We start from the raw sequence: 25390 nt of genomic DNA, 5'->3' as shown, positions 1-25390 counted from the left end.
GCTCGTGGCGAGCAGGCACGACACGGCCCGCGCGCCGGTTCGATGGAGCCGGTGCGACGAAGCGGTGTTGGGAGTATCGACTGACTAAGGAACCCTAACTGTCAGGTCGAAAAGAAGCGGGCAGGCGAAGCGGAGGAGAAGCGAACGGCAGGCAGGTGCGGCGACGGCGAATCGAGCATCGTCATGTCATACCCCTCGGATCGATATTGGATATCGGTTGGCAGCCTGCGTGGCCCGACGTTCGTCGAGCCCGGCGATCGTGTCGTTAGGCTGCCTATCTAATTGCGAGGTATGTTACAGAATATTTTCAGCGAGATTCCAGATTATTTTCGACGACCGCTTCGGTCCGTCGACCAATCGCCGGCATTGTTCATCGAACGGCGGGAAACGCTGCCGGAACGCGCAATACCGCGCCGGATTGTGATCAAAGCCGTGACGATCAGCGTGTCGGCCGCCGGTCGCTGCGCGGGCTCATCCCGAATCGCGCGCGATAGGTGCGCGAGAAATGCGATGGCGATTCGAAGCCGCACGCGACGCACACCGACGTGATGCTCATGTCGGTCTGCTGCAGCAGTTCGCGTGCGCGATCGAGGCGCAGGTTCAGGTAGAAGTGCGTCGGCGTGTCGTTCAGCGTCGCGCTGAACAGCCGTTCGAGCTGGCGCCGCGTGATCGAGACTTCCCGCGCGAGCGCGTCGGAGCCGAGCGGGTTGTCCATGTGCCGCTGCATCGTGCCGATGACCTGGATCAGCTTGCGGTTGTGCACGCCGTAGCGCGCGGCGATCTCGAGCCGCTGGCTGTCCGAGCGCTGTCGGATGCGGCTCACGACGAACTGCTCGGAGATCGCCGCCGCGAGGTCGGCGCCGTGCCGGCGGCCGATCAGGTCGAGCATCATGTCGATCGACGCGGTGCCGCCCGCGCACGTGATGCGCCGGTCGTCGATCTCGAACAGCTCATGCGTCGCGTTCAGGCCGGGATAGCGCTCGCGGAACGCTGCCAGTGCTTCCCAGTGCAGCGTGAGCGGCTGCGACGCGCCGAACAGCCCGGCTTCCGCGAGCACGAAGCTGCCTGTATCGATGCCGCCGAGCGTTGCGCCATGCCGGTGCTGGCGGCGCAGCCAGTCGCCGAGCGTGCGCGTGTAGCACACGAGCGGATCGAAGCCCGCGACGACGAACACCGTATCGACCTGCGGGACGTCCGCGCACGCGGCTTCGGCGGCGACCGGAATGCCGTTGCTCGCGGCGACGGGTGCGCCGTCCGCGCTGATCACGTGCCAGCGATACAGCTCGGTGCGAAAACGGTTCGCGACGCGCAGCGGCTCGACGGCGGCCATGAAGCCGAGCGCGGAGAAGCCGGGAAGCAGCAGGAAGTGGAAATCCTCGGGCATCGGGGCGTGGGGTGGAAGCAGGTGGTCGGCGCATGCCGTGCGACGCGTCGAGCGGGCCGGCGCGGGCCGTGCCCGACTCGCGGGCGCCGAACGTTCAAGCCGGGATTATCGCGTTTTTTTGCCGGCGCTCAGCGCGTTTTCGCACCTCGCACCGTCCGGCGCGCCGTCGTCGACGGCAATTCGCCGAACTGGGCCTTGTACGCGTTCGCGAAATGCCCGAGATGAATGAAGCCCCAGCGCGCGGCCGCTTCGCTGATCGGCAGGTCGGATTGCCGCGTGTCGAGCAGCAGGCGTCGCACCTGCGCGAGGCGCAGCGAGCGCGTGTAGTTGAGCGGACTCGTCTGTACGATCGACTGAAAGCTGTTCTGCATCGTGCGCCGGCTGACGCGCAGTCGCGTGCACAGGCTCAGGATGTCGACGGGCGCTTCCGGGTGCTCGATCACGTAGTCGTGCACGCGGCGCACGATGTCGGCGTGGCAGGCGTGCGTGAGCCGGTTCGGCGGCTCGGGCATCCGGTACGTGAGGAGATCGACCAGCACGTTGCCGACGCTGGCGCGTATCGCGCACTGCGTGCGTGCCGCATCGAACGCATCGGGCGCCGACAGCACGCGTTCGAGCAGCGTCGCGAGTTGCACGCTCGCGCGTTCGCGTGCGGCGACCGGCACCTCGACGACACCGCGCCGCAGTGCGCGTGCGTCCAGCCGGACGTCGGCTGCATCTTCGATCTGCTGCATCAATTCGGGTTCGACGACCACGCCGATCAGCGACATGTCGTCGGGTGAATGGAGTTCGAACGGTGTGCCGCCGCGCGCCATCACGATCGTGCCGCGCTCGATGCGCACATCGCCGAAGGCGAACGTGCCCGAGCCGGTGAGCGGCATCCCGAACACCGTATGGCCGTGCGGCAAGCATCCGCGCTGGATGATGCGTACGTTCGCCGCTTCCTGGAACAGTTGCACGCCGTCGAGCACCGCGTGTTTGACCGCGCTGCGATACGAGCCGGCCCCGATCTGTTCGTACCGCTGATTCCAGCCGCGCAGCGCCTCGGCATGCCGGTCTGCGTCGTCGAACCTCTGATGTAACACGAGCACGGCGCCTCCGGCGATCGTTCGGACCGCGCAAGATTAAACCGGCCGAGCGGTCGGCGCAATACGGGGGAGCGCTATTGCGCGTGCGTGCTTCAGAGGGTCGAAAGGTGCGCGGCTGCGCCGCTTTCACGTGCATTTCCAATATCCCGAATCGGCACGCACGCGTTGCCAGTCCGGGTGCTGAGCAGATTTATTGTCGAACTACAGTCGCCCCACATAACGTGAATTCCCATTGGAGGCGGCATGAGGACAAGGCGACGAACCGCGATGCTCGCGGCGACGCTGGCGTTGGCGGCGGCATGGGCCGGCGGCACGAACGCGGCGGAAAAACCCGAAGAACTGGTCGTGCAGAAGATGCCGCCGTGGCATCCGCACGAGGTTTATGTCGTCGACATCTCGATGCCGTCGATGACCGACGGGCGCATCCATGTGTACGACGCCGACGCGAAGAAGCTGCTCGGCCAGATCGACGGCGGTTTCGCCCCCGGCTTCGCGATTTCGCCCGATCACAAGACGAGCTTCGTCGCGACGACCTACTTCTCGCGCGGCTCGCACGGCACGCGCACCGACGTCGTCGAGATGATCGACAACACGACGCTCGATCACGCGGGCGAGATCGTGATTCCGGCGAAGCACGGGCAGCACGTGCCGTCGCCGTACAACACCGCGTTCAGCGCCGACGGCAAGCGGCTGTACGTCGCGAACATCACGCCGGCCGCATCGGTGACGGTGATCGACACCGTCTCGAAGAAGGTGCTGTCGGAAATCGACATGGCCGCGTGCGTGCTCGCGTATCCGTCGGGCAACGACCGCTTCACAGCGCTGTGCGAAAGCGGCAAGGCGCTGACCGTCACGCTCGACGCGAACGGCAAGGAAACGAAGCGCACGATGTCGGACACGTTTATCGACGTCGACAAGGATCCGGCGTTCGTGAACGCGTCGCGGTACAAAGGCGACTATCTGTTCACCACCTACCGCGGCAACGTGCGCAGTGCCGATTTCAGCGGCGACAAGCCGGCATTCGGAAAGCCGTGGTCGTTGTTGACGGCCGCCGAGCGCGCGGAAGGCTGGCGCCCGGGCGGCATGCAGCAGACGACCGTGCACGCGAAGCAGAACCGCTACTACGTGCTGATGCACAAGGGTACCGACGGCTCGCACAAGGATCCCGGCACGCAGGTGTGGGTATATGACCTGAAGTCGAAGCAGCGCGTCGCCCGCTGGGATCTCGCGCAGCAGAAGGTCGATCCGCTCGTGTCGATCCAGGTCAGCGAGGACGACAAGCCGCTGTTCTACGGGCTGACGGCGACCTCCGACCTGGTCGTGATGGATGCGCGCACCGGCAAGCTGCAGCACGTCGAGAAGCAGATCGGCAATACGTCGTCGCTGCTCGTCAACCCCTGAGGCCGCGATGACCCTCGATCCCGTACTCGCCACCAGCGCGCAGGCCGGTGCGGCCGCCGTCGTGCTGCTCGGCGCCTTCGCGAAGATGCGCCGGCCCGCCGCGTTCCGCCAGGCGCTCGCCGGCTACCGGCTGCTGCCCGATGCGCTGAGCGCGCCCGTCGCGTTCGCGATTCCGTTGGCTGAAGCGATCGGCGCCGCGGCGCTGCTGTTTCCCGATACGCGCACGGCCGGCGCGATCGCGCTGATCGTGCTGCTCCTGGCGTTCGCGGCCGGCCTCGCGATCAACCTGCTGCGCGGCCACACCGACATCGACTGCGGCTGTTCCGGCTTCACCGCCGCCCGTGCGGACGCACCGCGCGGCATCGGCTGGCTGCATGTCGGCCGCGTGCTGCTGCTCGTCGCGCTGGTCGCGACCTCGTTCGTCGAGCCGGGCACGCGCGCCGTGGTGTGGTTCGACTACCTGACGCTGTTCTTTTCCGTGCTGCTGATCGTCTGCGCGCTGCTCACCGTCGACGTGCTGCTCGCCAACGTCCCGCGCCTTGCCCACCTGAGGAATTCATGATGCAAACCGCTCTCACCGTTTCCACCGCCCTGTTGTGGGTGGCCGTCCTCGCGCTCGGCGCGATCTGCCTCGCACTGGTGCGCCAGATCGGCATCCTGTACGAACGCATCATGCCGGCCGGCGCGCTGATGATCGACAAGGGGCCGGCGGTCGGCGCGATCGCGCCGACGTTCGAACTGACCGACATTCGCGGCTCGCACGTGAAGGTCGGCGGCATCGACGCATCGGGCAAGGCGACGCTGCTGTTCTTCCTGTCGCCGACGTGCCCGGTCTGCAAGAAGCTGCTGCCGCTGCTGCCGTCGCTGCAGGCCAGCGAAGCGACGCCGGTGAACATCGTGCTCGCGAGCGACGGCGATGCCGACGAACACGCGCGCTTCGCGCGAAAGCACGACCTCGGGCGCTTCCCGTACGTGCTGTCGCAGGAACTCGGTCTCGCGTATCAGATCGGCAAGCTGCCGTATGCGGTGCTGCTCGACGAAACGGGCACGGTGCGCGCGAAGGGGCTCGTCAACACGCGCGAGCATCTCGAGAGCCTGTTCGAGGCGAAGGAGCGCGGCGTCGCGTCGCTGCAGCAGTACGTGCACGGCGATCACGGCCACGATGCCCGCGACGGGCACGCGCAGCACGCATGAGCGGCCGAACCTTTTTCAACGTCATTGGAGAACGACGACATGGGCGTGTTTGATTCATGGTTCGAGCGGTCGGCGCGCGGCGTCGCGCAGCACAGTTCGCGGCGCAGCGCGATGGCGAAGCTCGGCAAGGTGCTGGTGGGTTCGGCGCTGCTGCCGCTGCTGCCCGTCGACCGCACCGCGTACGCGGCCGAGGCGGCATCCGGGGCGTCGGGCGCATCCGGCACGGCCGCATCGGGCGCAAGCGACGACCCGATGAGCTGCGACTACTGGAAATACTGCGCGATCGACGGCTGGCTTTGCAGTTGCTGCGGCGGAACGTCGAGCAGTTGCCCGCCGGGTACGACGCCTTCGCCGATCACATGGATCGGCACCTGCCGCAATCCGCACGACGGGTCGGACTACATCGTTTCGTACAACGATTGCTGCGGCAAGACCTCGTGCGGCAAATGCTTCTGCAACCGCAACGAGCGCGAGAAGCCGCTGTACAAGCTGTCGCTGAACAACGACATCAACTGGTGCATGGCGAACGGTAATTCGAATTACCACTGTTCGGTTTCGGTTCTGCTGGGAGCGGCAAAACAATGAACGTGAAGCAGGCAGGAAAGATCGCCGTGGCGTGCATGACGGCCGTTGCGGCGTTCGCGTTGCCCGGCGCGGCCGGCGCACAGGAAACCGTGCATTACCCGGCCGGGAAAGGCGTGTTCGACACGCAGTGCGCGGTGTGTCACCAGGCGGGCGGGAAAGGGCAGGACGGCCTTGCGCCGCCGCTCACCGAGTATCCGGGCAAGTATGCGGCGACGGAAGCCGGGCGTGCGCAGCTGATCGCGACGCTGCTGCACGGGATGTTCGGCGAGATCGAGGTGCACGACAAGCACTACAACTTCAAGATGACGTCGTTCGCGAGCGCGAGCGACGACGACATCGCGCACGTGCTCAACTACGTCGTGTTCGACCTCGACGCGCAGCATGGCGATGCGAAGCCGTTCACGGCGGCCGATATCCGTGCGGCACGCGCGAAGCCGATGGACGGCACGGCCGTGCATGCGCAGCGCGCGGTGGTGATCAAGGGGCTCGGCCTGTGAACGGCGTTCGCGTGCCGGTGCAGGGTACGCGGCGCGCGCCGTCGTCGCGGCTCGGCGGCCTGTCGCATCGCCTGTCGTCCCGGCTGCTGCTGGCGAGCGCCGCGGCTTGCGCGTTTGCCGCACCCGCGCATGCGGACGGCGCGGCCGGTGCTGTCAATGCGGCGCTCGCACGGCAGCACTGGGTGCTCAACTGCATGGGCTGCCACACGGCAACGGGCGGCGGCATTCCCGGCAAGGTGCCGCCGCTCGCGAATTCGCTCGGCTATTTCACGCATCTGCCGGCCGGGCGCGAGTACGTGATGCGCGTGCCCGGCGCGTCGAACTCGGCGCTGTCGGATCGGGAACTGGCCGACGTGCTGAACTGGCTGCTCACGACGATGAACCGCGACGCGCTGCCGCGCGACTTCAAGCCCTATACGGCCGCCGAAGTTGCCGCGCACCGCCGTCCCGCGCTGTCCGATGTCGCGACCGTGCGCGCCGGTCTCGTCCGCGCGTTGCAGGCGCGCGGGATCGACGGCGTCGCGGACCGCTACTGACCGACTCACTCAACGAATCAGGAAAACGTGAACATGGAGACGAACGAAATCTTTCCGCTGCTCGACGCAACCCGCGCGTTTCTCGCGAAGCCGAAGAAGATGCTGATCGGCGCCGAGTGGAGCGACGCCGCGTCGGGCCGCCAGATCGAGGTCGTGAACCCGGCCGACGGCACCGTGCTCGCGCGCGTGCCCGAAGCGGATGAATGCGACGTGCAGCAGGCGGTCGCCGCCGCGCGCCGTGCATTCGATGCGGGCCCGTGGCGCAACGCGAAGACCACCGATCGCGAGCGCCTGATGCTCGTGCTCGCCGACCTGATCGAAGCCAACGCGCGTGAGCTCGCCGAGATCGAATCGCTCGACAACGGCAAGCCGGTGACGGTCGCGCAAGGGCTCGACGTCGCGATGGCCGCGCAGTGCTTCCGTTACATGGCCGGCTGGGCGACGAAGATCGAAGGCAGCGTGATCGACGCCGGCATGCCGTACCTGCCGGACAGCGAGATCTTCGCCTATACGCGCAAGGAACCCGTCGGCGTGGTCGGCGCGATCATTCCGTGGAATTTCCCGCTGCTGATGGCCGCATGGAAAATCGCGCCGGCGCTCGCGACCGGCTGCACGGTCGTGCTGAAGCCCGCCGAAGACACGCCGCTAAGCGCATTGCGGCTGGGCGAGCTGATCCAGGCGGCCGGGTTCCCGGACGGCGTCGTCAATATCGTCACCGGCTACGGTCGCACGGCAGGCGCGGCGCTGTCGCGCGATCCGCGCATCGACAAGATCGCATTTACCGGGTCGACGCAGACGGGCAAGACGATCGGCCATGCGGCGCTCGACAACATGACGCGGATGTCGCTGGAACTCGGCGGCAAGTCGCCGGTGATCGTGCTGCCCGACGTCGATCTCGACAAGGCCGCACTGGGTGTCGCGAACGCGATCTTCTTCAACCAGGGGCAGGTGTGCACGGCCGGGTCGCGTGCGTACATCCATTCGAAGATGTTCGACGGCGTGATCGAGCGCGTCGCGAAGATCGCGGCGAGCCTGAAGATCGGCCCGGGGATGGACCCGTCGACGCAGATCGGGCCGCTCGTCTCGGCGAAGCAGCGCGAGCGCGTGTGCGGGTACATCGACTCGGGGTTCGGCGAGGGCGCGCGCGCTGCCGCGGGCGGCCGCGCGATCGACGGCCCGGGCTTCTTCGTCGAACCGACGGTGCTGGTCGATACGACGCAGGCGATGCGCGTGGTGCGCGAGGAAATCTTCGGGCCGGTGCTCGTCGCGATGCCGTTCGACGATCTCGATACGGCCGTGCGGCTCGCGAACGACACGCCGTATGGCCTCGGCGCGAGCATCTGGTCGAACGACCTCGCGACGATCCACAAGCTGATCCCGCGTATTGCCGCCGGCACCGTATGGGTCAACTGTCACTCGCTGCTCGACAACGCATTGCCGTTCGGCGGGATGAAGCAGTCGGGCTTCGGCCGCGAACTCGGCCGTGCGGTGATCGACCAGTACACGGAAAGCAAGTCGGTGATGATGAACTACGCGTGAGCGTCGCGGCGAGTGCATGCGTTCTCGGCGTATCGGGAACGCACGCGCCGCCGTCACGCGCGGATCAGCACCACCCCGACGATGAGGCAAGCGGCGCCGGCGATCCGGATCGCGCTCGCCGAATGCTGCTGGATGCCGAGCACGCCGAAGTGGTCGAACACGAGTGCGCCGGTCATCTGCCCGACGACGATCAGCGCGAGCGTCGTCGCCGCGCCCAATCGCGGCACCATCAGGATCGCGACGCCGACGAATACCGCGCCGAAGAACCCGCCCGTCCAGCTGAACCACGACCCCGCACCGGAGAACGTGCCGCTCACGCGCGGGTGAGGCGACAACAGCGCGACCGCCAGCATCGCGGCCAGGCCGACGACGTAGCTGACCGACCCGGCCCACCATGGCGAGCCGAGCTGCGCGCGCAGGTTCGCGTTGAGCACCTGCTGCAATGCAACGCTGATGCCGGCCGCCACGACCAGCAGATACGACAGGAAGGTAGCCACGAAGATGAACGCTCCGAAGGGATGGCCGCGACGGCGATGCCGGCACGGAAGGCTTTCATTCTGCGGAGCACGCCGGTATAACGCAAATATCGAATCTGACGCTCATCCATCTCGTTTCGGCATGCCATCACTCCGGCAAATCCAGTATTTCCTGACCGTGGCGGACCTCGGCGGCTTCACGTCGGCCGCGGGAGCGCTCCATGTCGCGCAGTCGGCGCTCAGCCGGCAGATCGGTCAGCTCGAAGACGAACTCGGGTTCCTGCTGTTCGACCGCGAACCGAGAGGCGTGCGGCTCACGCCGGCCGGCGCGATCTACCGCGAACGCGTGGCGTCGATCCCGGCCATGCTGATGGCGGCTGCCGACGAAGGCTCGCAGTTGGCGCGCGGAGAAGCCGGCGTGCTGCGGCTTCTGCATTCCAGTACCGTTCCCGTCGGCAGCCTGATGCCGGATCTCGACCGCTTCATGCGCGATTGTCCGGGCGCGCGGGTCGATCTCGACCGCGCGTCGTCCGAGGATCAGGTGACGGAAATCGCAAACGGCCATGCCGATATCGGGGTCGTCCGGCTGCCGGTGCTGCGGCGCGATGCACGCGTGCGTTTCGTCGAACTGGCGGCCGAGCGCCTGTGCGCGGCGGTGCCGGCCGATCATCCGCTCGCCGGCCGCAAGCGCATCGCGATAGCGCGGTTGCGGCGCGAGCCGTTCGTCTCGGCCGTGTATCGGGAGCGGGGCGGCCTCGCGCGCGTCGTGATCGATCTGTGCCTGAAGCGCGGCTTCGTGCCGGCGCCCGCGCGGATCGTGTCGCCGAAGACGTCGATGCTGAATCTCGTCGCGGCCGGGCGGGGTGTGGCGATCGTGCCGGCGCGGATGGCGAGCGTCGGGATCGACGGCGTCGTGTTCGTGCCGATTTCCGACGAGGACGCGAGATCGGTATGCGCGCTGGTGTTGCCGGTCGAGCCGACGGTGCTGGCGCAGGCGTTCGTGCGGGCTGTGAGCGCGGGCTGAACGCGCCGCGTCGCCACCGGTACAGGCCAGCATGTTCGGCCGGACCGACGTCCATACTCAGACGTTGTACCCCGCGTCGCGCATCAACCGACGCGAGGTGTCGCCGCGTGGGCCGTCCGCGTCGAATTGCGCGCGAAGTTTCGCATCCGCGCCGCGCGTCACGCCGCGGTGCATGGCCACGACGATGGCGAAAAGGGCGACGACGAAGAAAGCGGCAAGCATCGTATTACTCCTGGCCGGAGAGACCGGAAACGGACATCGCGACGGCCGGCCGTGTCCGTCGGCACCCGTTCCAATGACGCGCAACATCCGCGCCCGGGGTGGCACCGCAACGGGCGGATAGTGCGCGATTGCCCGGCAACTTCCAGCATAGGGCCGCCCCACGGCACCCGGATGCGTGTCGGAAATCTGTCAGCAAGGCCGTGGCGGAATCGAAAGGCGAACGCCGCATCCGGGCAATCTCGTCGCCCTCCAGAAAAACCAGGAACCCCCGTCCGGCAAGCCTCTTACCCAACCTAGTGGTTTCCACTCATAGTCGCAAACAGGCAAGAACAGGTCGCCGCCGGTCTTTTCGCGGCCAATATGGCTCGTTACTTTTACACCCACGATGCAGGCCGGCGCACACTCCGCGCACCGGCTGCCGCGAGATCAACCGGGAGGAATCGAACCATGAAGTCGACGAAGATCGCCGCGCTAGCCGCGGCCGTGCTGGCGACGGGCGCGTTCACGCACGCCGCGCTTGCCGAGACGGACGCCGCGACCTGCCGTACCGTGCGTTTCGCGGATATCGGCTGGACCGACATCACGTCGACCACGGCGCTCGCGTCGACCGTGTTCGAGGCACTCGGCTACAAGCCGACCACGACGATCGCATCGGTGCCGATCTCGTTCGCCGGCCTCAAGAGCAAGCAGCTCGACGTGTCGCTCGGCTACTGGTGGCCCGTGCAGCAGAAGCAGTTGCAGCCGTTCCTCGACAGCAAGTCGATCAACATCGTCGAACCGCCGAACCTGTCCGGTGCGAAGGCGACGCTCGCGGTGCCGAGCTACGAGTACCAGGCCGGCCTGAAGACCTTCGACGACATCGCGAAACACCGCGCGGAACTCGACGGCAAGATCTACGGGATCGAGCCGGGCAGCAGCGCGAACGCGACGATCCAGAAGATGATCGACACGAACCAGTACGGGCTCGGCGGCTTCAAGCTCGTCGAATCGAGCGAGGCAGGGATGCTGGTGACGGTCGAGCGCGCGATCCGCGAGAAGAAGTGGGTCGTGTTTCTCGGCTGGGAGCCGCACCCGATGAATATCCAGATCCCCATGAATTACCTGTCCGGCGGCGACGCGTCGTTCGGGCCGAACTACGGCGAAGCGCGCGTGTACACGCTGACCGCGCCCGACTTCATCGCGCGCTGCCCGAACGCGGGCAAGCTCGTGACGAACCTGCGCTTCTCGACACAGCTCGAGAACCAGCTGATGCAGTCGGTGATGAACAAGACCAAACCGGCCGAGGCCGCGAAGGCGTACCTGAAGAAGAACCCGCAGGTGCTCGATCCGTGGCTCGCGGGCGTCAAGACGTTCGACGGCAAGGACGGCCTGCCTGCCGTGAAGGCGTATCTCGGCCTGTAATGGCCCGCGCGCCGCAGCAGGCGCGTGCCGACGAAACATCAGCAGTGCGACACAACCCGATTCAAGCGAGGCATCCAGCATGAACCACGAAGTCATCATCACCTGCGCCGTCACGGGCGCGGGCGATACGGTCGGGAAGCATCCGGCGATTCCGGTCACGCCGAAGGAGATCGCGGCCGCCGCGATCGAAGCCGCGAAGGCCGGCGCGACGGTCGCCCACTGCCACGTGCGCGATCCGCGCACGGGGCGCGGCAGCCGCGACCCGAACCTGTATCGCGAAGTGGTCGACCGCATCCGCTCGGCCGACGTCGACGTGATCATCAACCTCACGGCCGGCATGGGCGGCGATCTCGAGATCGGCCCCGGCGAGGACCCGATGCGCTTCGGCAAGGGCACCGACCTGGTCGGCGGCCTCACGCGCCTTGCGCACGTCGAGGAACTGCTGCCCGAAATCTGCACGCTCGACTGCGGCACGCTGAATTTCGGCGACGGCGACTACATCTACGTGTCGACACCCGCGCAGTTGCGCGCCGGCGCGAAGCGCATCCAGGAACTCGGCGTGAAGCCGGAACTGGAGATCTTCGACACGGGCCACCTGTGGTTCGCGAAGCAGTTGCTGAAGGAAGGGCTGCTCGACGATCCGCCGCTGTTCCAGCTGTGCCTCGGCATTCCGTGGGGCGCCCCGGCCGATACGGGCACGATGAAGGCGATGGTCGACAACCTGCCGCCGGGCGCGCACTGGGCCGGCTTCGGGATCGGCCGCATGCAGATGCCGATGGTCGCGCAGGCGATGCTGCTCGGCGGTCATGTACGCGTGGGCCTCGAAGACAATATCTGGCTCGATCGCGGCGTGCATGCGACCAACGGCACGCTCGTCGAGCGCGCTCGCGAGATCGTCGAACGCCTCGGCGGCCGTGTGCTGACGCCGGCCGAAGGCCGCCGCAAGCTCGGGCTGCCGGCGCGCGGCGAACGTGCGCTCGAACGCCGCGCGATCGCCGAATTCGCGTGAGCTTTTTCATTGACCGACATGGCACGGCGGCTTGCGTCTGCACGCGGCCGCCCACCGATTTCCCCTGATTTGAAGGATGCGTTGACATGGCTGTGAAGACCGACATCAAGACGTTTGCCGCCATCGGCACCGGCGTGATCGGCAGCGGATGGATTTCCCGCGCGCTCGCGCACGGTCTCGACGTGGTCGTGTGGGACCCGGCGCCGGGCGCCGAGGCGCGGCTGCGCGCGAACGTCGCGAATGCGTGGCCCGCGCTCGAACGCGTCGGCCTTGCGCCGGGCGCCGATCCGGCGCGGCTGCGGTTCGTGCCGACGATCGAAGCGTGCGTCGCCGATGCCGATTTCATCCAGGAAAGCGCGCCCGAGCGCGAGGCGCTGAAGCTCGAGCTGCACGAGCAGATCAGCCGCGCGGCGAAGCCCGATGCGATCATCGCGTCGTCGACGTCGGGGCTATTGCCGACCGATTTCTACGCGCGGGCGACGCATCCTGAGCGCTGCGTGGTCGGCCATCCGTTCAACCCCGTCTACCTGCTGCCGCTCGTCGAGGTGCTCGGCGGTGCGCGCACGTCGCCGGAAGCGGTCGAAGGCGCGATGGAGATCTATCGCAAGCTCGGCATGCGGCCGCTGCACGTGCGCAAGGAAGTGCCGGGCTTCATCGCGGATCGTCTGCTCGAGGCGTTGTGGCGGGAGGCGCTGCATCTCGTCAACGAAGGCGTCGCGACGACCGGCGAGATCGACGACGCGATCCGCTTCGGCGCGGGCATCCGCTGGTCGTTCATGGGCACGTTCCTGACCTACACGCTGGCCGGCGGCGATGCGGGCATGCGACACTTCATGCAGCAATTCGGCCCCGCGCTCGAACTGCCGTGGACGAAGCTGGTCGCGCCGACGTTGACCGATGCGCTGATCGACAGCGTCGTCGAAGGCACGACCGAACAGCAGGGCACGCGCAGCATCAAGGAGCTCGAACGCTATCGCGACGAGTGCATCACCGAGGTGCTGAAATCGATCGCTGCGGTGAAGGCGCGGCACGGGATGCGATTCGAGGACTAGACGATGACGGGCGATACCCCGCTGACGATTTACCGCGACGTGGTGCGGCCCGAATGGGTCGACTACAACGGCCACCTGCGCGATGCGTTCTACCTGCTGATCTTCAGCTTCGCGACCGATGCGTTGCTGGATCGCATCGGCCTCGACGACGCCGCGCGTCGCGAGCGGGGGCGCTCGGTCTACACGCTCGAAGCGCACGTCAACTACCTGCACGAGATCAAGGAAGGCACGGCAGTGCGCGTCGATGCGCGCGTGCTCGCGCACGACGCGAAGCGGCTGCACCTGTATCTCGAACTGTTCGCCGACGGGCATGGCGACGCGGTATCGGCGAGCGAGCAGATGCTGCTGCACGTCGATACGCGCGACGGTGCGAAATCGGCGCCATTCGACGACGACGTGGCCGCGCGCGTGGCCGAACTGCATGCATTGCAGCGCGATTGCGCGGCGCCGGCGTATGCGGGCCGCGTGATCGGGCTGCCGCCGCGCCGCTAGCGGCGCGCTTCACCTTTCGATCCTCACCTTCGACCGCGGAGCGCACACGATGCTCGAACCGGAAATCGCGGCGTTCGTCGCGGCCGTCGACGCGTGGTATCCGGCCGATGCGGCGGCGCGCTCGCCCGACGAGCAGCGCCGCCTTTACGACCGCTTCGCGGCCGAATGGACACCGGCCGCGCTGCCGGCCGGCATCGTGCAGCAGGACGCCGCGTGGCGCGCGACGGACGGTCGCACGATCGCACTGCGGCGCTATACGTCCGCGCACGGCACGCCGCGCGGCACGGTGCTGTTTTTTCATGGCGGCGGTTTCGTCGTCGGCTCGCTCGACAGTCATGCGCTGATCACCGCGCAACTGGCGGCCGATACGGGCCTCGACGTGATCGCCGTCGACTACCGGCTGGCGCCCGAACACCGCGCGCCGGCCGCGCTGGAAGATTGCCTGGCCGTCACGCGCGCCGCGCTCGAGGCGTGCTGGCCGTTCGGGCATTGCGTCCGTCCGTTGACGCTCGCGGGCGACAGCGCGGGCGGGATGCTCGCGGCGGCGGTGGCGACCGCGTTGCGCGATGCAGGCGAAGGTAGCGTGGACGGTATCGCGCTCGTTTATCCGATGCTCGGCTTCGAACCGCAATCGTCCGCGCGCGAAACGGAAGCGCACGCGCCGATGTTGACGCTCGACGACGTGCATCGCTATCGCGCGCTGTACTGGGGCGGTGACGTGTCCGACGCGCTGCGGGACGACAACCCGCTGCTGCGCGCATCGGTGCCGCTCGAGGCGGCGCGTTTCGACGGCTTGCCGCCGGTGCTCGCGATCGGCGCGGAGCACGATCCGCTGCGCGACGATGCGCGCGTGTACGTCGAACGGCTTCGCGCGGCCGGCGGGGTCGCGCGCTACTGGATGGGGGAGGGGCTGGTGCACGGCTGCTGGCGCGCGCTCGGGACGAGCCCGCAGGCCGCACGAATGCACCGGATGGTCGGCGGGTTCTTGCTCGCACCACACGCGTAGCGGGCGTTTTCCGGGAGGCAACGATGCAGGCAGCGGCGCAACACCGTATCGAGGACTGGCGGACATTTTCGGCCGACGCGGCCATCGCGGCGGCGACGATCGGCGATGACGCGGTGGACGTCGAGTGGAGCGACGCGCGACGATCGCCGTTTCATTTCGACTGGCTGCGCGACAACTGCGCGTGTGCCGCGTGCGTGCATGCGACCACGCGCGAACAGGTGTTCGAGATCGCCGATGCGCGCGAGGATCTGTCCGTGCTCACCGTACATGTCGACACCGACGGTGCGCTGCATGTGGAATGGAACGACGGGCACCGCAGCGCGTGGTCGCCGGGCTGGTTGCGTGCGCATGCATACGACGATGCGTCGCGCGCGGAGCGCCTGGCCGCGCACGGGCGCCACGTATGGACCGGCGACGATGCGACGGCGATCGGCGTGTTCGCGTGGCGCGACGTGATGGAGGACGACCATGCGTTGCTGGCATGGCTCGGCGCATTGCAGCGCACGGGGCTGACGCTCGTCGAGGGCGTGCCGGCCGAGCGCGGCCGCGTCGACGGGATCGCGCGCCGCATCGGCCTGATCCGCGAAAGCAATTTCGGCGTGCTGTTCGACGTCGAATCGAAGCCGCGCCCGGACAGCAATGCGTATACGTCGCTGAATCTTCCGCCGCACACCGATCTGCCGACGCGCGAATTGCAGCCTGGCGTGCAGTTCCTGCACTGCCTCGCGAACGACGCGACGGGCGGCGACAGCATCTTCCTCGACGGCTTCGCGCTCGCGGATGCGCTGCGGCGCGAACATCCGGACGATTTCGAACGGCTCGCGTCGACGCCGTTCGAGTTCTGGAACAAGAGCGCGAACAGCGACTACCGCTGTTCGGCGCCGGTGATCGGGCTCGATGCGCGCGGCAACGTGACGGAGGTGCGCGTCGCGAACTTCCTGCGCGGGCCGCTCGATGCGCCGGCCGGTTCGGTCGCGGCGGTCTATCGTGCGTACCGGCGGTTTCTCGCGCTTGCGCGCGAGCCGCGCTTTCGCGTGCAGCGCCGGCTGCGGGCGGGCGACATGTGGGCGTTCGACAACCGGCGCGTGCTGCATGCGCGCACCGAGTTCGACCCGTCGACGGGCAGGCGGCATTTGCAGGGCTGTTACATCGATCGCGACGAACTGCTGTCGCGGTGGCGCGTGCTGTCGCGGTCGGCGCCGGCCGGGGCCGTGGCGCGCTGAGCGGTGCACGCGGCGCACACGGCGTATTCCCGCACACCTGGGCGGGAAAAAGCACCCGGACGCCAGGCGTCCGGGCGAAGCCACCCGCTGCCGGGCGGCGGAGGTATGCGTTTCACAAAAAAGACGAGCCCCGCGAAGGGGCTCGTCCGGACTGCGTGACTTCATCGCGCGAGGCGCGGCGCCCGCCGAGGGCGCGTCGGCTTACTGGCCGAAGAAGATCGAATCGCGTGCGTTCGACGACGCGGCCGGCGAGCCCGAGTGGACGAGCGGCGCCGGTTGTGCGCCGTAGCCGCTGGTGTCGGCGCCATGAACGCGCGCCTCGGCGCTCTGGATGTCGTTCGGGTAGTACGGGCTCGACAGGCCGGGCTTGTAGCCGGCTTGTTCGAGCTGGACCAGTTCGTTGCGCACTTGAGCGCGCGTCACGGTGCTTTGCGCGAATGCGCCGAACGAAGCGGACAGGGCGGCAGCGGCAACGACTGCGGAAACGAGCGATTTCATGGTGACCTCCGGTGTTTTATTGAGTTCGCTCTCGACACCATGTCTTGAGCGATTGATCAAATCTTAGTCACCGGCGTGTTCAGGGTAAACTCTGATTTTGACGATAAATTGTTTCCTGGCTGGTAACAGTGCCGCGTCGAATCAGTCTTTCAACGCGCTTTCTTTTCGGTTGTCGTAATAAGTATGAAGAATGCCGAGGTCGCTGGCGCGCGGTTCAGCGCGCTTCGGCCGCCGCATCGAACGGCCGGCCCGGCGCGCGTCCGGCGGGCGCGCCGACGCTAAGGAAGCGTACGCCCGTCGCGGCTTCCGATGCTTCCCACAGCAACGCCGCCGCCGCCACGCTGCGCGCCGCGCGCGGCACGCTGGCCGGTGCCGGGAGGCCGCGCGATTCGAACCAGCCGGACGGCCCGATGTACGCCCCGCCGGCCAGATCGGGCGACGTTGCCGCATGAATCGCCGGCAGCGCGCCCTGGTCGGCGGGTTGCGCGAGATAACGGTTCGCGGCGCGCATCAGCGCGGCGCGGGCCGGCGAGCGGTCCATCGCCGGGCCCGCGAACTGCAGATTGGTCGCCGCGTAGCCGGGGTGCGCGGCGACGCTGATGCCGGCGAACGCCGCGCGCTCGAAGCGGCGCTGCAACTCGATCGCGAACACCAGGTTCGCGAGCTTGCTGTCGCAATAGGCGAGATAACGGTTGTAGCGATGCGCGGCGCGCAGGTCGTCCACGCGAATCCGGCCGCCGCGGTTGAAACCGCTCGACATCGTGACGACGCGCGCCCGGCGCGCCGCGCGCAGCGCCGGCAGCAGATGGCCGGTCAGCGCGAAATGGCCGAGGTGGTTGGTGCCGAACTGCATCTCGAAGCCGTCGCGCGTGTGCCGCAGCGGCAGGAACATCACGCCGGCGTTGTTGCAGAGGATGTCGACGCGGCCGTGGCGTTCGCCGACGTCCGCCGCGAAGCGTGCGATCGACGCGAGATCGGCGAGGTCGAGCGGATCGACTTCGACGCGTGCATGAGGATGAAGCCGGCGGATCGCGTCGGCGGCCTGCCCGCCGCGGGCGGCGTCGCGGCAGCCCATCACGACCGTCGCGCCTTTCGCGGCCAGCGTTTCCGCGAGCTGCCAGCCGAGACCGCTGTTGGCGCCGGTCACGACCGCGACCTTGCCGCCTTGCGCCGGGACGTGGCGCGCGCTCCATGCATGCATGTCTGCCTCCATCGGCGCGACCGGTCGGCCGCGGCACGTAATCGTTACATTGAGTGGTGTAACGATAGTGCGGGCGGACGCAGCAGACAAGCGGGGAATTAGACCGGCGCTTCCAGGGCGGGCGTAGGGTGTGGCACTGCAAGCCCGGCGCGCGGCCGGCAGGTTTACCTGCTGCCGGCCAGCGCGAGCACCTCGGCGGCGGAGATCATGGCGGCGGCGTTCGCGGGGGCCGGGCGTTCGGCCGGGCGGAATACTTCATCGCCGCGATGGATGACCTGGCGCGACAGCGCGCAGGTACCGGTGCGCTGCGCGAAGCGGCGTCGCCAGCGCTGCTCACCGTAGTGACAGCGGCCGGGTTCGACCCAGCGGACGACGAGCAGCGTGTCGGAACGTTCGAGGATTTCGACGTGGACGTCGGCGGGATCGAGCGCAGGCAGGGATTTGGAGGCCTTCATTTGCCGTTTCCTAAAGCTCGTGCGGTTTCGGCCGTGGCAGTGGTTGTCACTACCCGATGGCGAATCCGTAGCGGTTTCCATGAGTGGTGCGCTAAATGTAAGCGTCTGTGACCGGAAAAAACATCCTGTCTGGCTCAAATTACCTTTTGCCGATTTAGAAACAATCCAAGCTTATTTTCTTGGAAAACCAATGACAAAAAGCCCCGGACGGGAAGTCCGGGGCGGAAAATCGGCCCGCGCGCCGTGTCTGCTCGCCCAGTCACGGGATACATCGCCAAGGACGGAGGTGCCCGCAGGGATCCGGCGCGGGCGGGGAGGCGATGTACCGGAAGCGCGGTCCGGCAACGCCATGATGGCGCGCGCTACCCGTTGACACCCTGACGCGAACATGACTTTTTTGTCAGTTTGCCCTTCCAGCGTGCCGAACGCTGCGGAAAGAAACGGCTGGAATACCCGCCGGTATTGGCTTTGAGCGAATCGCCGGGGCGGCGCCCACGCCGCTTTCCCACCGAATTTCTGCGCCGCACGGATTCGTCCGCCCGGGTAAATACTGAATCCCAATTTCGTGACAAACGCGCGATCCGTTCCTATGATTGGTTGGACCTTTAGTCCTTTGTGCCAATCGGCCGACTGGCGGCCGGCTTTTTCGGAGAGACGCTCATGAGATTGCAGGGCAAACGCGCGCTGGTGACGGCGGCCGGGCAGGGCATCGGCCGCGCGACCGCGTTGCGGTTCGCGAGCGAGGGCGCCGACGTGCTGGCGACCGACATCAACGAAGCCGCGCTGGAGCGGCTCGAATCCGACGCCGAGCGCGCGGGCGGCCGGCTGGTCACGCGGCGGCTCGACGTCACCGACGCGAACGAGGTGGCCGCGCTCGCCGCGAGCGAACGCGCGTTCGACGTGCTGTTCAACTGTGCCGGATACGTGCACCACGGCTCGATCCTCGATTGCGACGACGACGCATGGGCGTTCTCGCTGAACCTGAACGTCACGTCGATGTACCGGCTGATCCGCGCGCTGCTGCCCGCGATGCTCGAAGCGGGCGGCGCGTCGATCGTCAACATGGCGTCGGCCGCGTCGAGCGTGAAGGGCGTGCCGAACCGCTTCGTGTACGGCACCACCAAGGCGGCCGTGATCGGGCTGACCAAGGCGGTGGCGGCCGATTTCGTCGAGCGGGGCATCCGCTGCAACGCGATCTGCCCGGGCACGATCGAATCGCCGTCGCTGGCGCAGCGGATCGCGGACCAGGCGCGCACGCGCCATGTGTCCGACGACGAGGTGCGCCAGGCGTTCGTCGCGCGCCAGCCGATCGGCCGCATCGGCACCGCGGACGAGGTCGCCGCGCTCGCGCTGTACCTGGCGTCCGACGAAGCGTCGTTCACCACCGGCACGATTCACCTGATCGACGGCGGCTGGTCAAACTGACCGCGTCTAACTGACCGTGTCTAATTGATCGCACCTTCCCATTCACTTTCCGTTTCCGTTCACACGACGATATGAAACTGCTGAGATTTGGCGACAAACACCATGAAAAACCGGGCCTGCTGGATGCGCAGGGCCATATTCGCGACCTGTCCGGCGTGATCGACGACATCGCCGGCGACGTGCTGACCCCCGCGTCGCTCGCGCGGCTGCGCGACATTCCGCCGTCGTCGCTGCCGCTCGTCGAAGGCACGCCGCGGCTCGGCGCGTGCGTCGGCCGCGTCGGCAAGTTCATCTGCATCGGGCTCAATTATTCGGATCACGCCGCCGAATCCGGGATGGAGGTGCCGAAGGAACCCGTCGTGTTCGGCAAGTGGACGAGCGCGATCTCGGGCCCGAACGACGACGTCGAGATCCCGCGCGGCTCGGAGAAGACCGACTGGGAAGTCGAACTCGGCGTGGTGATCGGCCAGGGCGGCCGCTATATCGACGAAGCCGACGCGCTGTCGCACGTCGCGGGCTACTGCGTCGTGAACGACGTGTCGGAGCGCGAATACCAGCTCGAGCGCGGCGGCACGTGGGACAAGGGCAAGGGCAACGACACGTTCGGCCCGCTTGGGCCCTGGCTCGTGACGGCCGATGAAGTGCCCGATCCGCACGCGCTGCGGCTGTGGCTGGAAGTGGACGGCCACCGCTACCAGAACGGCACGACCGCGACGATGGTGTTCCGCGTGCCGCACCTGATCAGCTACCTGAGCCGCTTCATGAGCCTGCAGCCGGGCGACGTGATCTCGACCGGCACGCCGCCGGGCGTGGGCCTCGGGCAGAAGCCGCCCGTCTATCTGCGCGCCGGACAGGTGATCACGCTCGGCATCGACGGGCTCGGCGAGCAACGCCAGCGCACCGTGCACGCCTGATTTCCTTCAACGGACGGTTCGTCATGCCTATCATTCGATCGATGCGCGTCCTCGACGTGCGCTTTCCGACCTCGCGCCAGCTCGACGGCTCCGACGCGATGAATCCGGACCCCGATTATTCGGCGGCCTACGTCGTGCTCGAAACCGATCACGACGGCCTCGAAGGTCACGGGCTCACGTTCACCATCGGGCGCGGCAACGAAATCTGCTGTGCGGCGATCGATGCGATGCGCCACCTCGTCGTCGGCCTCGACCTCGACTGGATTTGCGAGGACATGGGCCGTTTCTGGCGGCACGTCACGTCGGACAGCCAGTTGCGCTGGATCGGCCCCGACAAGGGCGCGATTCACCTGGCGACGGGCGCCGTCGTCAATGCGGTGTGGGATTTGTGGGCGAAGGCCGTGGGCAAGCCGCTGTGGCGGCTCGTCGCCGACATGAGCCCCGAGGAGCTGGTGCGGGCGATCGACTTCCGCTACCTGACCGACTGCCTGAGCCCGGACGAAGCGCTCGACCTGCTGCGCCGGCAGGCGCCCGGCAAGGCCGCGCGAATCGCCGCGCTGGAGCGCGACGGCTACCCGTGCTACACGACGTCGGCCGGCTGGCTCGGCTACAGCGACGACAAGCTGCGCCGGCTCTGCCGCGAGGCGGTGGAAGAAGGTTTCGATTACGTGAAACTGAAAGTCGGCGCGAACCTCGAGGACGACATCCGCCGCGTGACGATCGCGCGCGAGGTGATCGGCCCCGATCGCAAGCTGATGATCGACGCGAACCAGGTGTGGGAAGTCGACGAGGCGATCGACTGGGTGCGCGAGCTCGCCTTCGCGCGGCCGTGGTTCATCGAGGAGCCGACGAGCCCCGACGACGTCGAAGGGCATCGCAAGATCCGCAAGGCGATCGCGCCGGTGCAGGTCGCGACCGGCGAGATGTGCCAGAACCGCGTGCTGTTCAAGCAGTTCATCGCGCGCGGCGCGATCGACGTCGTGCAGATCGACGCGTGCCGGCTCGGCGGCGTGAACGAGATTCTCGCGGTGATGCTGATGGCCGCGAAATACGGGCTGCCGGTGTGCCCGCACGCGGGTGGCGTCGGGCTGTGCGAATACGTGCAGCACCTGTCGATGATCGACTACGTATGCATTTCCGGCACGAAGGAGGGGCGCGTGACCGAGTACGTCGATCACCTGCACGAGCATTTCGTCGAACCGTGCGTGGTGCGCGGCGCGGCATACATGCCGCCGACGGCGCCCGGTTTTTCGATCGAGATGAAGCCCGAATCGCTGGAGCAGTACCGGTTCCGCGGCTGACGCATGGCAATGCACGACGGCGCGCCACGCGCGTCGTGCGCGGCGACAACATGAACGACGGAGACGCGAAGTGGATTTGAATCTGCAAGACAAGGTCGTGATCGTGACCGGCGGCGCGTCGGGCATCGGCGCCGCGATCTCGATGCGGCTCGCCGGCGAAGGCGCGATCCCGGTGGTGTTCGCGCGCCACGCGCCCGACGACGCGTTCTGGCGCGCACTCGCGCAGAAACAGCCGCGCGCCGCGTGCGTGACCGTCGAGCTGCAGGACGACGCGCAGTGCCGCGACGCCGTGGCGCAGACCATCGCGCGCTTCGGCCGCATCGACGGCCTCGTCAACAACGCGGGCATCAACGACAGCATCGGGCTCGATGCCGGGCGCGACGCGTTCGTCGCGTCGCTCGAACGCAACCTCATCCACTACTACGTGATGGCGCACTACTGCGTGCCGCACCTGAAGGCGGCGCGCGGCGCGATCGTCAACATCTCGTCGAAGACGGCCGTGACCGGGCAGGGCAACACGAGCGGCTATTGCGCGTCGAAGGGCGCACAGCTCGCGCTGACGCGCGAATGGGCCGTCGCGTTGCGCGACGACGGCGTGCGCGTGAACGCGGTGATCCCCGCCGAAGTGATGACGCCGCTGTACCGAAGCTGGCTCGCCGGCTTCGACGATCCGGACGCGAAGCTCGCCGGCATCGCCGGCAAGGTGCCGCTCGGCCAGCGTTTCACGACGGCCGACGAGATCGCCGACACGGCCGTGTTCCTGCTGTCGGATCGCGCTTCGCACACGACGGGCCAGTGGCTGTTCGTCGACGGCGGCTACACGCATCTCGATCGTGCGATCAGCTGAGGGCCGCGATTCATGCAACCCGACCTGAATCCGAACACCGCGCCGCCGCTGATCGCACTGACCGGCATCGGCAAGCGCTTTCCGGGCGTGCAGGCGCTCGACGATTGCCGTTTCGACCTGCGCGCGGGCGAAGTGCATGCGCTGATGGGCGAGAACGGCGCCGGCAAGTCGACGCTGATGAAGATTCTCGCGGGCGTCTATCAGCGCGACGCAGGCGAAATCCGGATGGACGGCCGCCCGGTGGAGATTGCCGATCCGCGTGCCGCGCAGGCGCTCGGCATCGGCATCATCCATCAGGAACTGAACCTGATGAACCACCTGAGCGTCGCGCAGAACATCTTCATCGGCCGCGAGCCGCGCGGGCGCTTCGGGGTGTTCGTCGACGAAGACAAGCTGAACCGCGACGCGGCCGCGATTTTCCAGCGGATGCGGCTCGATCTCGATCCGCGCACGCCCGTGGGCAGGCTGACGGTCGCGAAGCAGCAGATGGTCGAGATCGCGAAGGCACTGTCGTTCGACTCGCGCGCGCTGATCATGGACGAGCCGACCGCCGCGCTGAACAACGCGGAGATCGCCGAACTGTTCCGCATCATCCGCGACCTGCGCGCGAACGGCGTCGGCATCGTCTACATCTCGCACAAGATGGACGAGCTGCGCCAGATCGCCGATCGCGTGACCGTGATGCGCGACGGCAAGTACGTCGCGACCGTGCCGATGGCGGATACGTCGATGGAGTCGATCATTTCGATGATGGTCGGCCGCCAGCTCGATACGGACACCCGTACGCCGCCCGATACGTCCGCGAACGAAATCGCCCTGGAAGTGCGCGGGCTGTCGCGCGGCCGCGCGATCCGCGACGTCGGCTTCACGCTGCGGCGCGGCGAGATCCTCGGCTTCGCCGGGCTGATGGGCGCGGGCCGTACCGAGGTCGCGCGCGCGGTGTTCGGCGCGGACCCGGTCGATGCGGGCGAGATCCGCGTGCACGGCAGGGCCGTGACGATCCGCACGCCCGCCGACGCGGTGAAGTTCGGCATCGGCTATCTGTCCGAGGATCGCAAGCACTTCGGGCTCGCGGTCGGGATGGACGTGCAGAACAACATCGCGCTGTCGAGCATGCGCCGCTTCGTGCGCCGCGGCGTGTTCCTCGATGCGCGCGGGATGCGCGAGGCCGCGCAGTCGTACGTGCGGCAGCTCGCGATCCGCACGCCGTCGGTCGCGCAGCCCGCGCGACTGCTGTCGGGCGGCAACCAGCAGAAGATCGTGATCGCGAAGTGGCTGCTGCGCGACTGCGACATCCTGTTCTTCGACGAGCCGACGCGCGGCATCGACGTCGGCGCGAAAAGCGAGATCTACAAGCTGCTCGATGCGCTCGCCGCCGACGGCAAGGCGATCGTGATGATCTCGTCGGAGCTGCCCGAGGTGCTGCGCATGAGCCACCGCATTCTCGTGATGTGCGAAGGCCGCGTGACCGGCGAATTGCGCGCGGCCGACGCCACGCAGGAAAAGATCATGCAGCTCGCGACGCAGCGCGAGTCGACCGTGTTGTCCTGATTCACAAGCCGATCCCATCATGTCCAACGATACGCATCCCGTTCCGCCCCTTGCCACCGGCGACACGCCGGCCGCCGCATCGAGCCTGAAATCGCGCTTCTTCAACCCGGCCGCGCGGCAGAAGCTGCTCGCGTTCGCGAGCCTCGTGCTGCTGATCGTGTTCTTCAGCTTCGCGTCGTCGAACTTCCTCGAAGTCGACAACCTCGTGTCGATCCTGCAGGCGACCGCCGTGAACGGCGTGCTGGCCGTCGCCTGTACCTACGTGATCATCACGTCCGGCATCGACCTGTCGGTCGGCACGCTGATGACGTTCTGCGCGGTGATGGCCGGCGTCGTGCTGACGAAATGGGGGATGCCGCTGCCGCTCGGAATCCTGGCCGCGTTGTGCTTCGGCGCGCTGTCGGGCTGCGTGTCGGGTTTCGTGATCGCGAAGATGAAGGTGCCTCCGTTCATCGCGACGCTCGGCATGATGATGCTGCTGAAGGGGCTGTCGCTCGTGATCTCGGGCACGCGGCCGATCTACTTCAACGACACGCCGGGCTTCACGTCGATTGCGCAGGATTCGCTGATCGGCAACCTGATCCCCGCGCTGCCGATCCCGAACGCGGTGCTGATCCTGTTCCTCGTCGCGATCGGCGCGTCGATCGTGCTGAACCGCACCATCTTCGGCCGCTACACGTTCGCGCTGGGCAGCAACGAGGAGGCGCTGCGGCTCTCCGGCGTGAACGTCGACGCGTGGAAGATCGCCGTCTACACGTTCAGCGGCGCGGTGTGCGGAATCGCCGGCCTGCTGATCGCGTCGCGGCTGAACTCGGCGCAGCCGGCGCTCGGGCAGGGCTACGAGCTCGATGCGATCGCGGCCGTCGTGATCGGCGGCACGTCGCTGTCGGGCGGCGCGGGCAGCATCGTCGGCACCATCATCGGCGCGTTCATCATGAGCGTGCTGACCAACGGCCTGCGCATCATGTCGGTCGCGCAGGAATGGCAGACGGTCGTGACGGGCGTGATCATCATCCTCGCCGTCTATGTGGACATCCTGCGCCGGCGCCGCCGCTGACGCAGGCATGGA

The 25390-nt window shown here is 67.4% G+C and carries 27 protein-coding genes; 20 read left to right on the top strand and 7 right to left on the bottom strand.

Annotated elements, in window-relative coordinates:
• Positions 1-439 precede the first annotated feature (439 nt).
• Complete coding sequence (locus HWX09_RS28505; RefSeq protein ID WP_027781298.1) at positions 440-1384, bottom strand: GlxA family transcriptional regulator; 945 nt, start codon at positions 1382-1384, stop codon at positions 440-442.
• A gap of 128 nt (positions 1385-1512) precedes the next feature.
• Positions 1513-2475: a helix-turn-helix domain-containing protein gene (locus HWX09_RS28500; RefSeq protein ID WP_027781297.1), complete on the bottom strand. Its 963-nt coding sequence runs from the start codon at positions 2473-2475 to the stop codon at positions 1513-1515.
• 240 nt (positions 2476-2715) lie between these two features.
• On the opposite strand from HWX09_RS28500, the gene HWX09_RS28495 reads away from it, so the two are divergent.
• Genes HWX09_RS28495 through HWX09_RS28465 form a run of 7 tightly spaced genes read left to right on the top strand, consistent with a single transcriptional unit; the run spans position 2716 to position 8224 of the window.
• Positions 2716-3873, top strand: a complete 1158-nt coding sequence (locus tag HWX09_RS28495; protein ID WP_027781296.1) for an amine dehydrogenase large subunit — start codon at positions 2716-2718, stop codon at positions 3871-3873.
• A 7-nt stretch (positions 3874-3880) separates the two neighbouring features.
• On the top strand, positions 3881-4435 hold the full coding sequence (locus HWX09_RS28490; protein ID WP_027781295.1) for a MauE/DoxX family redox-associated membrane protein: 555 nt from the start codon (positions 3881-3883) through the stop codon (positions 4433-4435).
• Positions 4432-5067, top strand: coding sequence for a methylamine dehydrogenase accessory protein MauD (gene mauD / locus HWX09_RS28485; protein WP_027781294.1), 636 nt, complete (start codon positions 4432-4434; stop codon positions 5065-5067). Before HWX09_RS28490 ends, mauD begins: the two co-directional genes overlap by 4 nt.
• Positions 5068-5106: 39 nt before the next feature.
• On the top strand, positions 5107-5652 hold the full coding sequence (locus HWX09_RS28480) for a methylamine dehydrogenase light chain (RefSeq protein ID WP_027781293.1): 546 nt from the start codon (positions 5107-5109) through the stop codon (positions 5650-5652).
• Positions 5649-6149, top strand: a complete 501-nt coding sequence (locus HWX09_RS28475) for a cytochrome c (protein WP_027781292.1) — start codon at positions 5649-5651, stop codon at positions 6147-6149. Before HWX09_RS28480 ends, HWX09_RS28475 begins: the two co-directional genes overlap by 4 nt.
• Positions 6146-6685, top strand: coding sequence for a cytochrome c (locus tag HWX09_RS28470; RefSeq protein ID WP_034185237.1), 540 nt, complete (start codon positions 6146-6148; stop codon positions 6683-6685). The genes HWX09_RS28475 and HWX09_RS28470 overlap by 4 nt, the downstream gene beginning before the upstream one ends.
• A 33-nt stretch (positions 6686-6718) precedes the next feature.
• Complete coding sequence (locus HWX09_RS28465) at positions 6719-8224, top strand: aldehyde dehydrogenase family protein (RefSeq protein ID WP_027781290.1); 1506 nt, start codon at positions 6719-6721, stop codon at positions 8222-8224.
• A gap of 53 nt (positions 8225-8277) precedes the next feature.
• Here the strand turns inward: HWX09_RS28465 and HWX09_RS28460 are convergent, their stop codons facing one another.
• Positions 8278-8721, bottom strand: a complete 444-nt coding sequence (locus HWX09_RS28460; RefSeq protein ID WP_027781289.1) for a DMT family transporter — start codon at positions 8719-8721, stop codon at positions 8278-8280.
• A gap of 121 nt (positions 8722-8842) precedes the next feature.
• Here HWX09_RS28460 and HWX09_RS28455 point away from each other — a divergent pair, with 121 nt between their 5' ends.
• Positions 8843-9724 (top strand): LysR substrate-binding domain-containing protein, encoded by an 882-nt coding sequence (locus HWX09_RS28455; protein ID WP_027781288.1) that lies wholly within the window; start codon positions 8843-8845, stop codon positions 9722-9724.
• A gap of 57 nt (positions 9725-9781) precedes the next feature.
• On the opposite strand, the gene HWX09_RS28450 is transcribed toward HWX09_RS28455, so the two are convergent.
• Positions 9782-9946 (bottom strand): hypothetical protein, encoded by a 165-nt coding sequence (locus HWX09_RS28450; protein ID WP_175888611.1) that lies wholly within the window; start codon positions 9944-9946, stop codon positions 9782-9784.
• Positions 9947-10393: 447 nt separating this feature from the next.
• Here HWX09_RS28450 and HWX09_RS28445 point away from each other — a divergent pair, with 447 nt between their 5' ends.
• From HWX09_RS28445 to HWX09_RS28420, 6 genes are all read left to right on the top strand, one after another.
• Positions 10394-11347 (top strand): choline ABC transporter substrate-binding protein, encoded by a 954-nt coding sequence (locus tag HWX09_RS28445; protein ID WP_027781287.1) that lies wholly within the window; start codon positions 10394-10396, stop codon positions 11345-11347.
• Between the two features lie 79 nt (positions 11348-11426).
• Complete coding sequence (locus HWX09_RS28440; RefSeq protein WP_027781286.1) at positions 11427-12356, top strand: 3-keto-5-aminohexanoate cleavage protein; 930 nt, start codon at positions 11427-11429, stop codon at positions 12354-12356.
• An 86-nt stretch (positions 12357-12442) separates the two neighbouring features.
• Positions 12443-13408 carry an L-carnitine dehydrogenase gene (locus HWX09_RS28435; protein ID WP_027781285.1) on the top strand — a complete coding sequence of 322 codons (966 nt, stop codon included), beginning with the start codon at positions 12443-12445 and terminating at the stop codon, positions 13406-13408.
• Between the two features lie 3 nt (positions 13409-13411).
• Positions 13412-13900 (top strand): thioesterase family protein, encoded by a 489-nt coding sequence (locus HWX09_RS28430; RefSeq protein WP_027781284.1) that lies wholly within the window; start codon positions 13412-13414, stop codon positions 13898-13900.
• 49 nt (positions 13901-13949) lie between these two features.
• Positions 13950-14906, top strand: coding sequence for an alpha/beta hydrolase (locus HWX09_RS28425; protein WP_027781283.1), 957 nt, complete (start codon positions 13950-13952; stop codon positions 14904-14906).
• A 23-nt stretch (positions 14907-14929) separates the two neighbouring features.
• A complete protein-coding gene (locus HWX09_RS28420) occupies positions 14930-16129 on the top strand; it encodes a TauD/TfdA family dioxygenase (RefSeq protein ID WP_027781282.1) in 1200 nt (399 codons plus the stop codon).
• Positions 16130-16330: 201 nt separating this feature from the next.
• Here HWX09_RS28420 and HWX09_RS28415 read toward each other — a convergent pair whose 3' ends face one another.
• The 3 genes from HWX09_RS28415 to HWX09_RS28405 all read right to left on the bottom strand — a co-directional run bounded on the left by HWX09_RS28415 (position 16331) and on the right by HWX09_RS28405 (position 18283).
• Positions 16331-16627, bottom strand: a complete 297-nt coding sequence (locus HWX09_RS28415) for a DUF4148 domain-containing protein (protein ID WP_027781281.1) — start codon at positions 16625-16627, stop codon at positions 16331-16333.
• A 214-nt stretch (positions 16628-16841) separates the two neighbouring features.
• Positions 16842-17828 carry an oxidoreductase gene (locus HWX09_RS28410; RefSeq protein ID WP_027781280.1) on the bottom strand — a complete coding sequence of 329 codons (987 nt, stop codon included), beginning with the start codon at positions 17826-17828 and terminating at the stop codon, positions 16842-16844.
• 164 nt (positions 17829-17992) lie between these two features.
• Entirely contained in the window at positions 17993-18283 is a 291-nt protein-coding gene (locus HWX09_RS28405; RefSeq protein WP_006484717.1) for a DUF3331 domain-containing protein, read from the bottom strand.
• Between the two features lie 660 nt (positions 18284-18943).
• Between HWX09_RS28405 and HWX09_RS28400 the strand changes: the two genes are divergently transcribed.
• The 6 genes from HWX09_RS28400 (at position 18944) to HWX09_RS28375 (ending at position 25378) form a co-directional block, all read left to right on the top strand.
• Complete coding sequence (locus HWX09_RS28400; protein WP_027781279.1) at positions 18944-19708, top strand: SDR family oxidoreductase; 765 nt, start codon at positions 18944-18946, stop codon at positions 19706-19708.
• Positions 19709-19779: 71 nt separating this feature from the next.
• Positions 19780-20622 (top strand): ureidoglycolate lyase, encoded by an 843-nt coding sequence (locus tag HWX09_RS28395; protein WP_027781278.1) that lies wholly within the window; start codon positions 19780-19782, stop codon positions 20620-20622.
• Between the two features lie 23 nt (positions 20623-20645).
• Positions 20646-21923, top strand: coding sequence for an L-fuconate dehydratase (locus tag HWX09_RS28390; RefSeq protein ID WP_027781277.1), 1278 nt, complete (start codon positions 20646-20648; stop codon positions 21921-21923).
• 70 nt (positions 21924-21993) lie between these two features.
• Positions 21994-22770 carry an SDR family oxidoreductase gene (locus tag HWX09_RS28385; RefSeq protein ID WP_027781276.1) on the top strand — a complete coding sequence of 259 codons (777 nt, stop codon included), beginning with the start codon at positions 21994-21996 and terminating at the stop codon, positions 22768-22770.
• Between the two features lie 12 nt (positions 22771-22782).
• Positions 22783-24321 (top strand): sugar ABC transporter ATP-binding protein, encoded by a 1539-nt coding sequence (locus HWX09_RS28380; RefSeq protein ID WP_027781275.1) that lies wholly within the window; start codon positions 22783-22785, stop codon positions 24319-24321.
• A gap of 19 nt (positions 24322-24340) precedes the next feature.
• The gene (locus HWX09_RS28375) at positions 24341-25378 is read left to right on the top strand and encodes an ABC transporter permease (protein ID WP_006480700.1); all 1038 of its coding nucleotides are present in this window, start codon (positions 24341-24343) and stop codon (positions 25376-25378) included.
• Positions 25379-25390 lie beyond the last annotated feature (12 nt).

Source organism: Burkholderia sp. BCC1208, assembly GCF_902833095.1.
GTDB lineage: Bacteria > Pseudomonadota > Gammaproteobacteria > Burkholderiales > Burkholderiaceae > Burkholderia.
This window is presented reverse-complemented; position numbering and strand designations above follow the sequence as displayed.

What these genes read in the sequence shown, in the direction of transcription:
- HWX09_RS28410 (WP_027781280.1), bottom strand. Translation starts at nt 17,828, where the DNA reads ATGCATGCATGGAGCGCGCGCCACGTCCCGGCGCAAGGCGGCAAGGTC.
- HWX09_RS28445 (WP_027781287.1), top strand. Translation starts at nt 10,394, where the DNA reads ATGAAGTCGACGAAGATCGCCGCGCTAGCCGCGGCCGTGCTGGCGACG.
- HWX09_RS28430 (WP_027781284.1), top strand. Translation starts at nt 13,412, where the DNA reads ATGACGGGCGATACCCCGCTGACGATTTACCGCGACGTGGTGCGGCCC.
- HWX09_RS28495 (WP_027781296.1), top strand. Translation starts at nt 2,716, where the DNA reads ATGAGGACAAGGCGACGAACCGCGATGCTCGCGGCGACGCTGGCGTTG.
- HWX09_RS28415 (WP_027781281.1), bottom strand. Translation starts at nt 16,627, where the DNA reads ATGAAATCGCTCGTTTCCGCAGTCGTTGCCGCTGCCGCCCTGTCCGCT.
- HWX09_RS28455 (WP_027781288.1), top strand. Translation starts at nt 8,843, where the DNA reads ATGCCATCACTCCGGCAAATCCAGTATTTCCTGACCGTGGCGGACCTC.
- HWX09_RS28480 (WP_027781293.1), top strand. Translation starts at nt 5,107, where the DNA reads ATGGGCGTGTTTGATTCATGGTTCGAGCGGTCGGCGCGCGGCGTCGCG.
- HWX09_RS28450 (WP_175888611.1), bottom strand. Translation starts at nt 9,946, where the DNA reads ATGCTTGCCGCTTTCTTCGTCGTCGCCCTTTTCGCCATCGTCGTGGCC.
- HWX09_RS28465 (WP_027781290.1), top strand. Translation starts at nt 6,719, where the DNA reads ATGGAGACGAACGAAATCTTTCCGCTGCTCGACGCAACCCGCGCGTTT.
- HWX09_RS28440 (WP_027781286.1), top strand. Translation starts at nt 11,427, where the DNA reads ATGAACCACGAAGTCATCATCACCTGCGCCGTCACGGGCGCGGGCGAT.
- HWX09_RS28375 (WP_006480700.1), top strand. Translation starts at nt 24,341, where the DNA reads ATGTCCAACGATACGCATCCCGTTCCGCCCCTTGCCACCGGCGACACG.
- HWX09_RS28400 (WP_027781279.1), top strand. Translation starts at nt 18,944, where the DNA reads ATGAGATTGCAGGGCAAACGCGCGCTGGTGACGGCGGCCGGGCAGGGC.
- HWX09_RS28395 (WP_027781278.1), top strand. Translation starts at nt 19,780, where the DNA reads ATGAAACTGCTGAGATTTGGCGACAAACACCATGAAAAACCGGGCCTG.
- HWX09_RS28505 (WP_027781298.1), bottom strand. Translation starts at nt 1,384, where the DNA reads ATGCCCGAGGATTTCCACTTCCTGCTGCTTCCCGGCTTCTCCGCGCTC.
- HWX09_RS28420 (WP_027781282.1), top strand. Translation starts at nt 14,930, where the DNA reads ATGCAGGCAGCGGCGCAACACCGTATCGAGGACTGGCGGACATTTTCG.
- mauD (WP_027781294.1), top strand. Translation starts at nt 4,432, where the DNA reads ATGATGCAAACCGCTCTCACCGTTTCCACCGCCCTGTTGTGGGTGGCC.
- HWX09_RS28475 (WP_027781292.1), top strand. Translation starts at nt 5,649, where the DNA reads ATGAACGTGAAGCAGGCAGGAAAGATCGCCGTGGCGTGCATGACGGCC.
- HWX09_RS28425 (WP_027781283.1), top strand. Translation starts at nt 13,950, where the DNA reads ATGCTCGAACCGGAAATCGCGGCGTTCGTCGCGGCCGTCGACGCGTGG.
- HWX09_RS28380 (WP_027781275.1), top strand. Translation starts at nt 22,783, where the DNA reads ATGCAACCCGACCTGAATCCGAACACCGCGCCGCCGCTGATCGCACTG.
- HWX09_RS28490 (WP_027781295.1), top strand. Translation starts at nt 3,881, where the DNA reads ATGACCCTCGATCCCGTACTCGCCACCAGCGCGCAGGCCGGTGCGGCC.
- HWX09_RS28435 (WP_027781285.1), top strand. Translation starts at nt 12,443, where the DNA reads ATGGCTGTGAAGACCGACATCAAGACGTTTGCCGCCATCGGCACCGGC.
- HWX09_RS28405 (WP_006484717.1), bottom strand. Translation starts at nt 18,283, where the DNA reads ATGAAGGCCTCCAAATCCCTGCCTGCGCTCGATCCCGCCGACGTCCAC.
- HWX09_RS28390 (WP_027781277.1), top strand. Translation starts at nt 20,646, where the DNA reads ATGCCTATCATTCGATCGATGCGCGTCCTCGACGTGCGCTTTCCGACC.